The organism is Streptomyces sp. Q2 (assembly GCF_056820935.1).
In genome coordinates this window covers 1-13,654 of sequence record NZ_JBXEJE010000036.1, presented here as the reverse complement: position 1 = coordinate 13,654, position 13,654 = coordinate 1, and the positions used below count along the sequence as shown (strand labels likewise).

The window sequence follows — 13,654 nt, the reverse complement described above, 5'->3', positions numbered from 1 at the left end:
GGGGCGGCGGACGCGTCCGCCGGGGCGTCCGGCAGGGCCGCGCGGGCGGGGCCGGGCGAGGCCGCGGCCTGCGGAGATCTGGTGGGCGACCGTGCCGTACGAGGACGGGCCCGGGGGCAAGGACCGGCCCTGTCTGGTGCTGGTGGTGCACGGTGGGCGGGCGACCGTCGCGAAGATCACCAGCAAGTACCACGACGAGCGGGCCGGGGTGATCCCGTTGCCGCCGGGTTCGGTGGGCGACGCCCACGGGCGCGCGAGCTTCCTGGAGACGGACGAGCTGCGCGAGGTGCCGGTGGGGGATTTCCGGCGGAGGGTGGGGGTGGTGGACCCGGTCCTGTGGGACCAGGTCCGTCACCTGGCTGCGTAAGGGCTGCGCGTCAGGGGCTTACGCCCAGAGCTGGCCCTGGAGGGTTTCGATGGCCTCTTCGGTGGTGGCCGCCGTGTAGACCCCGGTGGACAGGTACTTCCAGCCGCCGTCGGCGACGACGAACACGATGTCCGCGCTCTCGCCCGCCTTGACGGCCTTGTTGCCGACGCCGATCGCCGCGTGCAGGGCGGCGCCGGTGGAGACGCCCGCGAAGATGCCCTCCTGCTGGAGGAGCTCGCGGGTGCGGGTGACGGCGTCCGCCGAGCCCACGGAGAAGCGGGTGGTCAGGACGGAGGCGTCGTACAGCTCGGGTACGAAGCCCTCGTCGAGGTTGCGCAGGCCGTAGACCAGGTCGTCGTAGCGCGGCTCGGCGGCGACGATCTTGACGTCGGGCTTGTTCTCGCGGAGGTAGCGGCCGACGCCCATCAGGGTGCCGGTGGTGCCGAGGCCCGCGACGAAGTGGGTGACCGAGGGGAGGTCCGTGAGGATCTCCGGGCCCGTCGTCGCGTAGTGGGCGCCCGCGTTGTCCGGGTTGCCGTACTGGTAGAGCATCACCCAGTCGGGGTGCTCGGCGGAGAGCTCCTTGGCGACCCGTACGGCGGTGTTGGAGCCGCCCGCGGCGGGCGACGGGATGATCTCGGCGCCCCACATGGCGAGGAGTTCGCGGCGTTCCTGCGAGGTGTTCTCGGGCATCACGCAGACCATGCGGTAGCCCTTGAGCTTGGCGGCCATGGCGAGGGAGATGCCGGTGTTGCCCGAGGTGGGCTCGAGGATGGTGCAGCCGGGGGTCAGGCGGCCGTCCTTCTCGGCCTGCTCGATCATGTGCAGGGCGGGGCGGTCCTTGACGGAGCCGGTCGGGTTGCGGTCCTCCAGCTTCGCCCAGATACGGACGTCGGCGGACGGCGAGAGCCGCGGCAGGCGCACCAGAGGGGTGTTGCCCACCGCGGCCAGCGGGGAGTCGTAGCGCATGGGGGACAGCGGGCCTTAGACCATGCCGCCGGCCACGGCCGGCAGGATCGTGATGCTGTCGCCGTCGGTGAGCTTGGTGGTGATGCCGTCGAGGAAGCGGACGTCCTCGTCGTTCAGGTACACGTTGACGAAGCGGCGCAGCTCCCCGCCGTCCACGATGCGGGCCTGGATGCCCGCATGCCGGGTCTCGAGGTCGTCGAAGAGCTCGGCGAGGGTGTCCCCGGTGCCCTCCACGGCCTTCTGGCCGTCGGTGTACGTGCGGAGGATGGTCGGGATGCGGACCTCGATGGCCATGGCTCAGGGCTCCTGTCGGAAGGTGTCTGGTCGGTGGGCGCGCGGCAGCGCAGTACAGCAAGGGGTGGTGCGTCAGGCGCCGCGGCTCACGGCCGTACGGCGGCAGGGCAGCGTCAACAGATGGCGCTGGCGAGCCTGCACAGGTCGACGTGCAGCCGCGCCACGAGCAGCATGCCCGGCGTCTTTTCGCTCACGTCGTGGAAAACCATGGGCTCATCGTATCGATTCCCGGTCGGGGTCCCGGAATGTGATCCCACATTCCGGACGGTTTCCGGCCGGAGAGTGAGATCACACTGTTCAGGCGGCTTTGTTCAGGCGGTTCTGTTCAGGCGGTTCTGTTCAGGCGGACGCGCGCAGGACCAGGCTGGTCGGTACGACGACGGTGGAGGGCGCCTCCACGCGCTCGGAGGGGTCGAACAGCAGCCGGGCCATCAGGCGGCCCATGCCGTCGACGTCCTGGTGGATCGTGGTGAGGGGCGGGTCGGTCGACTCCGCGATGTCGGTCAGGTCGTCGAAGCCGACGACGGCCACGTCCTCGGGCACCCGGCGCCCGTGCGTGCGCAGTGTGTGCAGGGCGCCGGAGGCCATGAGGTCCGAGGCGACGAAGACGGCGTCCAGGTCGGGGTGCCGGTCGAGGAGGGCGGCCATGGCGTCGGCGCCGCCCTGGCGGGTGTAGTCGGCCCGTTCGGTCAGGTCGGGCGGGGCGTCGGGGAGGACGTCCCGGTACCCGGCGAGCCGGTCGGCGGCGGAGGTCTCCTGGTCGTGGGGGCCGGTGACGGTCGCGATGCGTGTCCTGCCGAGCGAGACGAGGTGCTGGACGGCTTGGCGGGCTCCCCCGCGGTTGTCGCCGTCGACGTACGCGTGGCGGTGCGCGGTGTCGCCGTCGCGCAGCAGGGGCCGGCCGCCGAAGACGGCGGGCAGGCCGATCCGGTCGATCATCTCGGGCAGCCGGTCGCCGGGGCGCAGTGAGAAGAGGATGGCGCCGTCGACGTGGCCGCCGCCGAGGTAGTCGGCCACGCGTGTGTAGTCGTCCGGTTCGTCCAGGAAGAGCAGGACCGCCTGGGCGCCGTGCTCGGCGAGTTGTCTGCGGATGCCGCGCAGCAGGCGGTCGAAGAACGGGTCGAGGAAGAGCCGGTTGTCGGGTTCGGTGGCCACGACCGCGATGGCGTGGGTGCGGTGGGTGACCAGTTGGCGGGCGGCCTGGTTCGGGACGTAGCCGAGCTCGGTGATCACTTCCCGGACGCGGTCGACGACCTCGGCGCGCACCTTGGGCTCGTCGTTGATGACTCGTGACACCGTGGACTTGGAAACGCCCGAGCGGCGGGCGACGTCCTGCAGGGTGGGGCGCCGTGAGTTCGGCCGCTGCGTCAACACCATCTCCGGTGGGGCGAGTTGTTCGTGGGCATAGCGCGGTCAGTATGCCTCGACGACCTTGACGTCCTCCTCGCTCACCTCGCCCTGAACGATCCGGAACGAGCGGAACTGGAAGGGGCCCGCCTCGTCCGTGTCGGCCGTGGAGACGAGGACGTAGTGCGCGCCCGGCTCGTTGGCGTAGGAGATGTCGGTGCGGGAGGGGTAGGCCTCGGTCGCGGTGTGGGAGTGGTAGATGACCACCGGCTCCTCGTCGCGGTCGTCCATCTCGCGGTAGAGCTTGAGCAGGTCCTGCGAGTCGAACTCGTAGAAGGTGGGCGAGCGGGCGGCGTTCAGCATCGGGATGAAGCGCTCGGGGCGGCCCGTGCCCTCCGGGCCCGCGACCACGCCGCACGCCTCGTCGGGGTGGTCCGCGCGCGCGTGGGCGACGATCTGGTCGAACAGGGCCTGGGTGATGGTCAGCATGCTGGTCAGGATAAACAGAAGGGCCGCCCCGTACCGGAGGGTGGTACGGGGCGGCCCACATCCTGGGCGGAGGGGTCAGCCGACCTTCTCGAACTCCGGCTCGCCGCCGCGTTCGCCGCCGCGCTCCGCGATCCGCGGGTCACGGCTCTTCAGGATCCGCCAGCCGATGGCCAGGGCGGCGAACCAGCCGGCCATCACGTAGAGGCAGACGCGGGCGTCGGCGTCGTAGGCGATCAGGCCGGTGACGAAGAGCAGGAACGCGATCGCGACGTAGCTGCACTTGGAGCCGCCCGGCGCCGGGAAGGGCGAGGCGGGCAGGCGGCCGGCCACGACCGCGCGGCGGTACAGGACGTGGCTGATCAGGATCATCAGCCAGGTCCAGATGCCGGCCGCGGTGGCGACGGAGACGACGTAGCCGAAGGCCTTCTCCGGGACGATGTAGTTCAGGATCACGCCGATGCCCATGAAGAGCACGGAGACGGTGATGCCGAAGGCCGGGGTCTTCGTCGAGGACAGCTTCTTGAAGGCCGCGGGGGCCTCGCCGCTCTCGGCCAGGTTCCGCAGCATGCGGCCCGTGGAGTACATGCCGGAGTTGCAGGACGACAGGGCCGCGGTGAGCACGACGAAGTTCACGATGCCGGCGCCCGCCGGGATGCCGATCTTCGCGAAGGCCTCGACGAAGGGGCTGACGCCGTCCGCGAACTCGGTCCACTTCACGACGCACAGGATGACGGTGAGGGCGCCGACGTAGAAGAGCGCGATGCGCCAGGGCAGGGTGTTGATCGCCTTGGGGAGGGTCTTCTCCGGGTCCTCGGACTCGCCGGCCGTGACGCCGACCAGTTCGACGGCGAGGTAGGCGAACATGACGCCCTGCAGGGTCATCAGGGACGAGCCGACGCCCTTGGGGAAGAACCCGTCGAAGGCCCAGAGGTTGGAGACGGCGGCGGTGTCACCGGCGCTGCTGAAGCCGAAGGTGAGGACGCCCAGGCCGATCACGATCATGCCGATGAGGGCGGTGACCTTGACCATCGAGAACCAGAACTCCAGCTCGCCGAAGAGCTTGACGGAGATCAGGTTGACCCCGAAGAGGATCACCAGGAAGACCAGGGCCGTCACCCAGCGCGGGATGTCGGGGAACCAGTAGTTGACGTAGATCGCGGCGGCCGTCAGTTCGGCCATGCCGGTGACCACCCACATCAGCCAGTACGTCCAGCCGGTGAAGTAGCCGAAGAACGGGCCGAGGAACTCGCGCGAGTACTCCGCGAAGGAGCCCGAGACCGGGCGGTACAGCAGGAGCTCGCCGAGCGCCCGCATGATGAAGAAGATGATCACGCCCGCGAGGGCGTACATGAAGATGAGGCTGGGGCCGGCCTTGGCGATGTTCGCCCCGGCTCCCAGGAAGAGGCCGACGCCGATGGCGCCGCCGATGGCGATCATCTGGACCTGGCGGCTGCCGAGCCCGCGTTCGTACCCCTCTCCCTCGGGGGTCTTCTCCGTGTCGACCTGCGCTGAGGTCATGTGTGGTGCGCCTTCCTCCATGCCGAACCGGGCCTCTCGTCGGCCTCGGATCGGGTTCCGATCCCCCCGGATTGATGGAGCTGAGCGGGCCTTGCGGCCCGCTCGTGCCTGGCCGGCGATCCGCCGGCTCGGTGGCGCACCCGGCCGAACATTCGGGTGGTGTTCGCCGGGCGGTCGTGAAGATTTATCACGGCCGCAATACTGATCGCCTGAGCGACGTGTGGCGCAGCACACAGGGAGATTTGGACAAAAGCCACCCTGGAGGGGCATAGGTGTCCGTCACGGTGACGTGATCGTTATCCGGATTTGAGCGTCCTCTGAGCGAACACAGAACCGTCACAAGTCAGGGCATGAGTGTCGAAACGAGGGTCTCCTGGAGCCCTCCGAGCCACAGATACGCCATCACCATGGGCTTGCGCGGGTCCTCGTCCGGCAGTCGGTAGAGGAGGTCGGTGTCCTCCTCTGCCGCGATGTCCAGCCGGGAGCCGATCGCCAGCCGCAGGTCGTTCAGGGCGCCGAGCCACTGCCGGGACTGCTCCGGCGACAGCTTGAGGACCGCCCCGCCCTCGCCGGCGCCGCTGAGCTCGTCCAGCGTGCGGATCACCACGAGGGCGTTGTCGCGCTTGCCGGCCCGCAGGTCGTTCTCGGTGTAGCGGCGGAACTCGGAGGAGTACGCCCGCTGCTCCTCGGCCTCCTTGGGCCCCGGGGTGCCCTCGGGGTCGCTGTAGGCGTCCGGGAAGAGGCGCATCAGGACGGGGTCGGCGGGCGGTTCGCTCGGGCCGTCGGCGAAGAGTTCGGCGAGCGGGTCGTCGGGGGCGTCCTCGGCGGGGCCGGGGCCGATGAGCTCCAGGAGCTGGACGGCCAGCGACCGGATGATGGAGATCTCGACGTCGTCGAGGGCGACGGCCGCGCCGCCGCCGGGGAGCGGTTCGAATTGTCCTGGCATCAGGGGATATCGCTACTTCCGGTCCTGTTGGAGAGTGGCCCACAGGCCGTAGCCGTGCATCGCCTGCACGTCGCGCTCCATCTCCTCGCGGCTGCCGCTGGAGACGACGGCCCGGCCCTTGTGGTGGACGTCGAGCATGAGCTTGGTGGCCTTGTCCTTGGAGTAGCCGAAGTACGACTGGAAGACGTACGTCACATAGCTCATGAGGTTGACGGGGTCGTTGTGGACGATGGTGACCCAGGGGACGTCCGGCTCGGGGACGGCGAAGACCTCTTCCGCCGACTCGGTGCGTTCGATCTCTACGGGAGCGGGTGACGTCACATGGCCATGCTGCCACGCACGCCACAAATCGTCACACTGACACAAATGGGGGTAGCATCTGTTGCCATGAACACAGCGGACCTAGGGCTGCCGGTGGACGTTCCCTCGACAGCGCTCTTCACGGACCAGTACGAGCTCACGATGCTGCAGGCCGCTCTGAAGGCGGGTACCGCCGAACGGCGCAGCGTGTTCGAGGTCTTCACCCGGCGGCTGCCGGAGGGGCGCCGCTACGGCGTCGTCGCGGGCACCGGCCGGGTGCTGGACGCGGTCGAGAACTTCCGTTTCGACGCGGACGTCCTCGGCTTCCTGCGCGACGGCGGCATCGTCGACGACGAGACCCTCGACTGGCTCGCCTCCTACCGCTTCTCGGGTGACATCTGGGGCTACCCCGAGGGCGAGGTGTACTTCCCGGGCTCGCCGATCATGCGGGTCGAGGGCTCCTTCGCCGAGTGCGTGCTCCTGGAGACCGTGATCCTGTCGATCCTCAACCACGACTCGGCGATCGCCGCGGCCGCCTCCCGCATGTCCTCCGCCGCGGGCGAGCGCCCCCTCATCGAGATGGGCGCCCGCCGCACCCACGAGCTCGCCGCGGTCGCCGCCGCGCGCGCCGCCTACGTCGGCGGCTTCACCACCACCTCCGACCTGGCGGCCGGCTTCCGGTACGGCATCCCGACGGTCGGCACGTCCGCCCACGCCTTCACCCTGCTGCACGACCAGGAGCGGGACGCCTTCCAGGCCCAGGTGAACTCGCTCGGCCGGGGCACCACGCTGCTGGTGGACACCTACGACGTCACCGAGGCCGTCCGGACGGCCGTCGAGGTCGCCGGGCCCGAGCTGGGCGCGGTGCGCATCGACTCCGGCGACCTGCTGCTCGTCGCGCACCGGGTGCGCCAGCAGCTGGACGAGCTGGGCGCCACCAACACGCGGATCATCGTGACCTCCGACCTCGACGAGTACGCGATCGCCTCGCTGGCGGCTGCGCCCGTGGACGCGTACGGCGTCGGTACCCAGCTGGTGACCGGCTCCGGGCACCCGACGGCGGCGATGGTCTACAAGCTGGTCGCCCGCGCCGAGACCGCCGACCCGAAGGCCCCGCTGGTGCCGGTGGCGAAGAAGTCCACCGGCGGCAAGACGTCCGTCGGCGGCCGCAAGTGGGCCGCCCGGCGCCTGGACGAGTACGGGGTCGCGGAGGCCGAGGTCGTGGGCACCGGGCCGGTGCCGGGCGAACTCGCCGACCGGCAGCTGCTCGTCGAGCTGGTCAAGGGCGGCGAGGTCGTCGCGCGGGAGCCGCTGGACGTCGTACGCGACCGGCACGCGGCCGCCCGGGCCGGCCTGCCGCTGTCGGCGACGCAGTTGTCGCGCGGAGAACCGGTCATCCCGACGGAGTACGCGCACGGGCGCTCGGGTAGCTAGAGCGGGTGCCCTGCTTCACGCACCCGCCGTACCGCTTGCGCCCAACCGCCGTAACGCTTCCGCCCATCCGCCCTGTCGTGCCGTGCCGTGCGCCCCCTCCCGCCCCGACCCACAAGTCCGTAGGCTCGGAAGCTCACCGGCCGGGCTCGCACCCCTCCCCCTCCCCGACCCCATAGTCGAAGGACACCGACCATGCGCCGCGCCTTGATCGTCGTTGACGTGCAGAACGACTTCTGTGAGGGGGGCAGCCTCGCGGTGGCCGGGGGCGCCGATGTGGCCGCCGCCGTCACCGAGCTGATCGGGCAGGCCGCCGGCTCCGGCTACCAGCACGTGGTGGCCACCCGCGATCACCACATCGCCCCCGGCGGCCACTTCGCCGACAACCCCGACTACGCCCACTCCTGGCCCGCGCACTGCGTCGCCGGCACCGAGGGCGTCGGCTTCCACCCGAACTTCGCCCCGGCGGTCGCCTCCGGCGCCATCGACGCCGTCTTCGACAAGGGGGCGTACGCGGCGGCCTACAGCGGCTTCGAGGGCGCCGACGAGAACGGCGTGACGCTCGCCGACTGGCTGCGCGCCCGCCAGGTCGACGAGGTCGACGTCGTCGGCATCGCCACCGACCACTGCGTGCGGGCCACCGCCCTGGACGCGGCCCGCGAGGGCTTCCGTACGCAGGTGCTGCTCGACCTCACGGCCGGGGTGGCCGAGCAGACCACCGACCGGGCGCTGGAGGAGCTGCGTGCGGCGGGCGTGGAGCTGACCGGGAAGCCGATCGTCTAGACAGCCGCCCGGCCGGCAGCCGGGAGCCCGGCACCGTCATGCAGGGGCCGCGGGGCGCCTGAGCAGAGCCCGGATCGGGTGCCAGAGCTCCTGGACCAGTTCCGCACCGACACCGTTGTCAGGTGCCGTGCGCCATATGAGGCCGTCCGGATGGTGCAGGACCGCCGTGATCTCGTCCGGCGTCGGCGGGGCGGCGTTGCCGCGCAGGTAGACCGCGCGCATGCCCAGGTTGCGCAGCCTGGTCAGGGCGCGCGCCCGGTTCTGGGCGTGCACGAGGACGCGCACGCAGCCCGTGCCGTGCGTGGTGGGGCTGGGCAGGTTCAGCGCCACCACCACGCTGCCGGTCGGCAGCTTGCAGAAACCTCCTACGGCCATACGGTCACAACCCCCGTGCGAGTCGACGTCAACATCAGTGTCAATAAGACAGCCACAGGACGCACCTAAACACGATCGGCGGCAACCCGCCAGGGGGTCGCCGCCGATCACCGTCTGACCTGCGAAAACGTTGGCTACTTCGCGGACGGTCCGACCTGGAGCGTGATCGTCGAGCCGCTCAGCGGCTCCTTGACGATCTTGATCCGGGTGTTGGTGTCAGTGACCCTGACGCCCGCGAGCGGGGTCGACGCGTCGTAGTACGTCGACTTGCCGTCGTCGAAGACCGGGACCCCGGCCCGCGACTTGATCTTCGTCGCGACGTCCGCGTTGTGGAGCGTGAGCGCGTCCGTCGGGTACCAGCTGAAGGTCGAGTCGAAGGCCTGGATGCGGTTGCGCATCAGCGAGCCGTCGGACCACTTCAGCGGCGTCGGGTGCGAGTCGACCGGAAGGATCAGACCCTCACCGGGGTGCTGGCTGGTGTTGTCGTCGGCCTGGGAGGTGTCCCACTTCCAGATCAACAGGCCGTTCTGGTACGCGTAGTGCTCGACCCAGTCCGGACGGGTCGTGGAGAAGCCGTAGTTGTACGGGCCGACCTTGAGGGTCTTGTCGTACGACACGTACTGGCGGTTCTCGGCGATGTAGTACTGCGCGTAGTCGTCCGAGATGGACGCGCCGATGCGGGAGAAGCCGTTCGCCGTCCAGGCCGCGTCCGCCGACTCGGCGTTGTCGGAGAAGAGGGCCGCGCCGTCGGCGGTCACCGTGATCTCGTCGGCCGCGAAGCCCATCTGGGCCACACCGCCGTCGGTGGCGTACCGGAAGCGCACGTCGACCTTCTTGCCCGCGTAGGCGTCGAGCGGGTAGGTCAGCTTCTGGTAGGCGTCCACGGTGCCGGTGAGGGCGGGCTTGCCGCTGCCGTCGCGGGTGATCGCGGTGCCGTCGGCGAGTGTGCCGTCGACCGGCGTCCAGTTGGTGCCGCCGTCGGTGGAGACCTCGGCGTAGAGGTAGTCGAAGTCGGTCTCGATGTCCCACCAGCCGTCGAGGGTCAGCGACGCCGACGACTTGCCGGTCAGATCGACCGTGCGGGCCAGGGTGTTGCGGAGGTTGTCGCCGCTGCCGCTCCACCACTGGGTGGCGCCCTGCGCCGGGGTGACGACGTCCGTGGTGACCGCCTTGTCGGGCAGCTCGACGATGAGGGCCTGCGGGTTCTTCGTGTTGTACTCCGCGACGCCCAGGGTGTGGCTGGACTTGGTGCCCGCCTTGGCCACGTCGTAGTCGAGCCAGCCCAGTTGCAGCTTGTCCCAGGCGTTCATGTCGCCGGGCAGGTCACCGATGGAGTCCTTGCCGGTGCCGAGCCAGGAGCCGGACGACATCAGGGTCCAGAAGCCGGTGGAGTTCTCGCCGCCGCCCGAGGTGTCGTACTCGTCGGGCAGGCCGAGGTCGTGACCGTACTCGTGGGCGAAGACGCCGAGTCCGCCGTTCTCCGGCTGGATGGTGTAGTCGCCGACCCAGATACCGGTGTCGCCGATCTGGGCGCCGCCGAGCTTGTTGGTGTCGGGGCCGGTGGAGCCGGCGTCGGTGCCGAAGGCGTACCAGCGGTGGGCCCAGATCGCGTCCTCGCCCTGCGCGCCGCCGCCGGCGGACTCGTCCTCACCGGCGTGCACGATCTGGAAGTGGTCGATGTAGCCGTCGGCCTCGTTGAAGTCGCCGTCGCCGTCGAAGTCGTAGCGGTCCCACTGGTCGAACTCGGCGAGCTCCGCCTTGATCTCGGCGGCGGTGTCACCGGCCTCCTCGCGCTCGGTGACCCAGGCGTCGACGCCGTCCTGCACCGCGTACCAGGCGCCGGTGGCGGCGTCGTTGGAGCCGTAACGGGCCTCGTTGTAGGGGACCTTGACCCAGTCGGTCACTTCGCCCTCGACCGAGTAGCGGCCCGAGGACTGCTTCTCGTAGTACTTCTTCAGCGACTCGGTGTTCTTGCCGGTGCCGAAGTACAGGTCCTGGAAGTGCGCCTGGTTGTAGTCCGCCTGCCAGGCCGTGCTGTTGTTCACCGCGCGGTCCGGCTGGGCTATCTCGTTGTGGAGCGGGCCGACCGTGCCGCCGTAACGGCTGTCGATCTGGTCGCCGAACTCGACGAGGATGGTGAAGATCTTGTCGGTCTTCTCGCGGCCGAGCTCGACGTACTTGCCCTTGCCCTTGGAGCCCTTGAGCTGGACGACCTTCGAGCCGTTGCGGTCCTTGACCTTGGCGGCGCCGGATATGACCTGGTCGAGCGCCTCCTCGCGCTGCGCCTCCCGGGTCTTCGACAGAGGTCCGTCGAGGTCGTGCTCCCTGCTCTTCGCCGGTTGCGGGTCGTGCCCGTCGACGGCCGCGGGTGCGTCGGCCGGATCGGCCTGTGCCACCGCGAAGGTGGAGAAGGTGGCGGTCGCCGCGGCGAGCGCGACGGCGGTGGCCGCCACTCTGAACTGCCAGGGTCTGCTGGTCACTTGAGATCCTCCCCCGCGTCCGGGCACACGGAAGAGAGGGGGGCCTGTCTGGGGGGTCCGCGTGCGCCTGATCAACGCGTGTAGTCAAGTGACGTCATTTGACTAGACGTTGAGGAGAAAAGACAGATCTTGACTTGGGCACGCCAAGTACGTTATGCGGAAGTGGAGTCCACTTTGCGGACACATGACGGCCGACCGAACAGGCGCGCGGATCCGTCCGCCTGCTGGACGTCATGACTCCGTGCGCCCCCCGTGCTCCGGCACTGTTGGTCAGGTCACGCTTACCGTTCGTTCCACTCGGGCATGCAGGCGATTAGAGTCGATTGGCGGAACGCCCGAAATACGGCGGAAAGCCAGGCCGACACCCCCCGTGGACCCCACTTCCGAGGACACGATTGACATGCCTCGTCCGACTGTCACGCCTCGCCCGACGGCCGCACAGCTCGCCTACGGTTCGTGCACCGTGATTTCCTCGACGCTAGCCATGCTTCTGCTGTCACAGACGAGTTCGGCCGTGGGGATCGCGGTCATCGCCTTCTCGGCGCTCGCCCTCGGACTGCTGGTCGCGATGACCGTTCCGAAGCCGAAGTCCCGCGTGATCGCGATGCACCGCCCCGCCGCGGAAACGGCACCGGCGCCCGTGCCGGCCTCGATCGCCTCGGGGGCGTCCGAACATCCCGTGCACGAGCGCGCCGCGTCCTGACGTCTGCAGGGCTGACGTCTGCAGATCTGACGTCTGCAGATCTGACCTCTGCAGGTCTGTACGTCTGTTGTAGCTGTCGGTGCCGACTCGGTGGTCAGGTGGTTTTGACCACCACCGTCTTCGCCGCCTTGTCGTGCAGGCCCTGCTTGTAGGGCTTGTCGAAGAAGCTCCAGCCGCCCGAGATCGCGGTCCAGACGCAGGCGCAGCAGAACGCGAAGGGGATCCACAGCACCGCCGAGCGGATCAGCATGCTCTGCACCGACGGCGTGGCCCCGTTGTCGAGGTTGGCCACCCGCAGGCCCAGCCACTTCTTGCCGAGCGTCTGCCCCGACCTGGCCATCATGAAGGTGTCGTAGCCGATGTAGAGCACGGCCGCGACCAGCGACTGCCCGAGTGACTTGCCGTACTCGACGTCGTCGCCTCCCACGTCGTACTCGTTGACCCTGAAGGCCAAGGTGACCAGCCAGACGACGACGCCCACGAGGATCATGTCGATGATCCGGGCGAGCGTGCGCCGGCCGCTGTCGGCGAGCGGGGGCATGCCGGCCAGCGGATCGCCGGGGTACCCGCCGCCGTACGGGGCGCCGCCACCGCCGTACGGGGCACCCCCACCGCCGCCGTAGGGGTCACCGCCGCCCTGGTGGGGCGGTGGCTGACCGCCGTACGGGGGCTGACCGCCGTACGGCGATCCCGAGCCCTCGCCCGGCGGGGGCTGCTTCCTGAACGGGTCGTCTTCCGGTGGCTGCTGACCGGAGCCGGGAGGCGGTTCGCTGCTCATGGCCCGAGTCGACCGCGAACCCTCCCGTGCCGCATCCGGCGAGCGGCCGTCCGGGCTACGGAATCGCGTACGACGTCCGCCGTACGCCCTCAGCCCGCCACGAACGTATGCGCCGCCTTGTCGTGCCAGCACTGGTGCCACGGCCTGTCGAACAGGCCCCACGCGACTCCCACGACACCGATGGCGAGCAGACCGGGCACGCTGTAGACGAGCCAGCGGCGCAGGGCTCCGCCGAAGGTCGGCGGCTCACCGCCCTCGATGTCCCGCACCTCCAGGCCGAACAGCTTCTTGCCGAGGGTGCGGCCCCACTTGGCGGTGGGCAGCGCCTCGTAGAGGACGCCGAAGAGCAGCAGGACGGCGAGGATGATCCCGAGGTAGACCGACGTCGTGCCGTCCAGCAGCCAGACCGTGACGGTCTCGCCGGACAGCTTGGCCGCGTCGATCTTCTCGTTGACGTGGTCCATCGCCCTGGTGCCGAGCGGTACGGCGGCCCCGGCGGTGACCGCCATGAGGACCAGGGTGTCCACCAGGCGGGCGGCCAGCCGCTTGCCGAGGTTCGCGGGCCGGGCCGACGCCTGGCGCCTGGCGGCCGCCTGGAAGATGTCCTCCACCGGCGGCTTCCACGGCGTGACCGGCTGCTCCTCGTCGGACGCGCCCGCGAGTCGGTGCACCTGCTGCGCCCAGGAGGGCTGGCCGCCACCCGAGCCACTCGTCATCGGGGCGCCGGAGGAAGCGGCGGAGGCGACGGGCTGGGGCGCGCCGGACTGCTGGGGCACGCTCGGGGCGGCCGGCTGTTGCGGACCGCTCGGCGCGGGTGCCTGCTGCGGGCCGGAGAGAGCGGCGGGAGCGGCCGCCTGAGCGGCACCCGGACCGG

General features: G+C 70.0%; 16 protein-coding genes. 4 read left to right on the top strand and 12 right to left on the bottom strand.

Translation table 11 applies throughout. The features are described 5' to 3' along the window. Nucleotides 1–367: type II toxin-antitoxin system PemK/MazF family toxin (locus ACWBNA_RS34050; protein WP_482708368.1), on the top strand; the 367-nt coding region annotated here is incomplete at its 5' end. Nucleotides 368–385: 18 nt separating this feature from the next. Here ACWBNA_RS34050 and ACWBNA_RS34045 read toward each other — a convergent pair. The 8 genes from ACWBNA_RS34045 to clpS form a co-directional block, all read right to left on the bottom strand. Further along, complete coding sequence (locus ACWBNA_RS34045; RefSeq protein WP_482708367.1) at nucleotides 386–1,336, bottom strand: PLP-dependent cysteine synthase family protein; 951 nt, start codon at nucleotides 1,334–1,336, stop codon at nucleotides 386–388. A 15-nt stretch (nucleotides 1,337–1,351) separates the two neighbouring features. Beyond that, nucleotides 1,352–1,630, bottom strand: coding sequence for a MoaD/ThiS family protein (locus tag ACWBNA_RS34040; RefSeq protein ID WP_482708366.1), 279 nt, complete (start codon nucleotides 1,628–1,630; stop codon nucleotides 1,352–1,354). A gap of 113 nt (nucleotides 1,631–1,743) precedes the next feature. After that, nucleotides 1,744–1,839 carry a putative leader peptide gene (locus ACWBNA_RS34035; protein WP_316959376.1) on the bottom strand — a complete coding sequence of 32 codons (96 nt, stop codon included), beginning with the start codon at nucleotides 1,837–1,839 and terminating at the stop codon, nucleotides 1,744–1,746. A 130-nt stretch (nucleotides 1,840–1,969) separates the two neighbouring features. Beyond that, nucleotides 1,970–3,007 carry a LacI family DNA-binding transcriptional regulator gene (locus tag ACWBNA_RS34030; RefSeq protein WP_482708365.1) on the bottom strand — a complete coding sequence of 346 codons (1,038 nt, stop codon included), beginning with the start codon at nucleotides 3,005–3,007 and terminating at the stop codon, nucleotides 1,970–1,972. A 36-nt stretch (nucleotides 3,008–3,043) separates the two neighbouring features. Continuing rightward, entirely contained in the window at nucleotides 3,044–3,466 is a 423-nt protein-coding gene (locus ACWBNA_RS34025) for a M67 family metallopeptidase (protein WP_482708364.1), read from the bottom strand. Between the two features lie 75 nt (nucleotides 3,467–3,541). After that, nucleotides 3,542–4,984 carry an amino acid permease gene (locus ACWBNA_RS34020; RefSeq protein ID WP_482708363.1) on the bottom strand — a complete coding sequence of 481 codons (1,443 nt, stop codon included), beginning with the start codon at nucleotides 4,982–4,984 and terminating at the stop codon, nucleotides 3,542–3,544. Nucleotides 4,985–5,327: 343 nt separating this feature from the next. Then, complete coding sequence (locus ACWBNA_RS34015) at nucleotides 5,328–5,930, bottom strand: DUF2017 domain-containing protein (protein ID WP_482708362.1); 603 nt, start codon at nucleotides 5,928–5,930, stop codon at nucleotides 5,328–5,330. A 12-nt stretch (nucleotides 5,931–5,942) separates the two neighbouring features. After that, a complete protein-coding gene (clpS, locus tag ACWBNA_RS34010; RefSeq protein WP_053749283.1) occupies nucleotides 5,943–6,251 on the bottom strand; it encodes an ATP-dependent Clp protease adapter ClpS in 309 nt (102 codons plus the stop codon). A gap of 66 nt (nucleotides 6,252–6,317) precedes the next feature. On the opposite strand from clpS, the gene ACWBNA_RS34005 reads away from it, so the two are divergent. Both ACWBNA_RS34005 and ACWBNA_RS34000 read left to right on the top strand, forming a co-directional pair. Next, the gene (locus ACWBNA_RS34005) at nucleotides 6,318–7,664 is read left to right on the top strand and encodes a nicotinate phosphoribosyltransferase (RefSeq protein WP_482708361.1); all 1,347 of its coding nucleotides are present in this window, start codon (nucleotides 6,318–6,320) and stop codon (nucleotides 7,662–7,664) included. A 192-nt stretch (nucleotides 7,665–7,856) separates the two neighbouring features. Beyond that, complete coding sequence (locus ACWBNA_RS34000) at nucleotides 7,857–8,444, top strand: isochorismatase family protein (RefSeq protein ID WP_482708360.1); 588 nt, start codon at nucleotides 7,857–7,859, stop codon at nucleotides 8,442–8,444. A gap of 36 nt (nucleotides 8,445–8,480) precedes the next feature. On the opposite strand, the gene ACWBNA_RS33995 is transcribed toward ACWBNA_RS34000, so the two are convergent. Together ACWBNA_RS33995 and ACWBNA_RS33990 are read right to left on the bottom strand one after the other, a co-directional pair. Next, nucleotides 8,481–8,819 (bottom strand): hypothetical protein, encoded by a 339-nt coding sequence (locus ACWBNA_RS33995; RefSeq protein WP_383859421.1) that lies wholly within the window; start codon nucleotides 8,817–8,819, stop codon nucleotides 8,481–8,483. Nucleotides 8,820–8,953: 134 nt separating this feature from the next. Beyond that, nucleotides 8,954–11,299: an immune inhibitor A domain-containing protein gene (locus ACWBNA_RS33990; protein ID WP_482708359.1), complete on the bottom strand. Its 2,346-nt coding sequence runs from the start codon at nucleotides 11,297–11,299 to the stop codon at nucleotides 8,954–8,956. A 400-nt stretch (nucleotides 11,300–11,699) separates the two neighbouring features. Here ACWBNA_RS33990 and ACWBNA_RS33985 point away from each other — a divergent pair, with 400 nt between their 5' ends. Continuing rightward, entirely contained in the window at nucleotides 11,700–12,002 is a 303-nt protein-coding gene (locus ACWBNA_RS33985; RefSeq protein ID WP_482708358.1) for a hypothetical protein, read from the top strand. Nucleotides 12,003–12,096: 94 nt separating this feature from the next. On the opposite strand, the gene ACWBNA_RS33980 is transcribed toward ACWBNA_RS33985, so the two are convergent. Then, nucleotides 12,097–12,780, bottom strand: a complete 684-nt coding sequence (locus tag ACWBNA_RS33980; RefSeq protein WP_482708357.1) for an RDD family protein — start codon at nucleotides 12,778–12,780, stop codon at nucleotides 12,097–12,099. 89 nt (nucleotides 12,781–12,869) lie between these two features. Then, nucleotides 12,870–13,654: RDD family protein (locus ACWBNA_RS33975; RefSeq protein ID WP_482708356.1), on the bottom strand; the 785-nt coding region annotated here is incomplete at its 5' end.

What these genes read in the sequence shown, in the direction of transcription:
- ACWBNA_RS34045 (WP_482708367.1), bottom strand. Translation starts at nt 1,336, where the DNA reads ATGCGCTACGACTCCCCGCTGGCCGCGGTGGGCAACACCCCTCTGGTG.
- ACWBNA_RS34040 (WP_482708366.1), bottom strand. Translation starts at nt 1,630, where the DNA reads ATGGCCATCGAGGTCCGCATCCCGACCATCCTCCGCACGTACACCGAC.
- ACWBNA_RS34035 (WP_316959376.1), bottom strand. Translation starts at nt 1,839, where the DNA reads ATGGTTTTCCACGACGTGAGCGAAAAGACGCCGGGCATGCTGCTCGTG.
- ACWBNA_RS34030 (WP_482708365.1), bottom strand. Translation starts at nt 3,007, where the DNA reads ATGGTGTTGACGCAGCGGCCGAACTCACGGCGCCCCACCCTGCAGGAC.
- ACWBNA_RS34025 (WP_482708364.1), bottom strand. Translation starts at nt 3,466, where the DNA reads ATGCTGACCATCACCCAGGCCCTGTTCGACCAGATCGTCGCCCACGCG.
- ACWBNA_RS34020 (WP_482708363.1), bottom strand. Translation starts at nt 4,984, where the DNA reads ATGACCTCAGCGCAGGTCGACACGGAGAAGACCCCCGAGGGAGAGGGG.
- ACWBNA_RS34015 (WP_482708362.1), bottom strand. Translation starts at nt 5,930, where the DNA reads ATGCCAGGACAATTCGAACCGCTCCCCGGCGGCGGCGCGGCCGTCGCC.
- ACWBNA_RS34005 (WP_482708361.1), top strand. Translation starts at nt 6,318, where the DNA reads ATGAACACAGCGGACCTAGGGCTGCCGGTGGACGTTCCCTCGACAGCG.
- ACWBNA_RS34000 (WP_482708360.1), top strand. Translation starts at nt 7,857, where the DNA reads ATGCGCCGCGCCTTGATCGTCGTTGACGTGCAGAACGACTTCTGTGAG.
- ACWBNA_RS33995 (WP_383859421.1), bottom strand. Translation starts at nt 8,819, where the DNA reads ATGGCCGTAGGAGGTTTCTGCAAGCTGCCGACCGGCAGCGTGGTGGTG.
- ACWBNA_RS33985 (WP_482708358.1), top strand. Translation starts at nt 11,700, where the DNA reads ATGCCTCGTCCGACTGTCACGCCTCGCCCGACGGCCGCACAGCTCGCC.
- ACWBNA_RS33980 (WP_482708357.1), bottom strand. Translation starts at nt 12,780, where the DNA reads ATGAGCAGCGAACCGCCTCCCGGCTCCGGTCAGCAGCCACCGGAAGAC.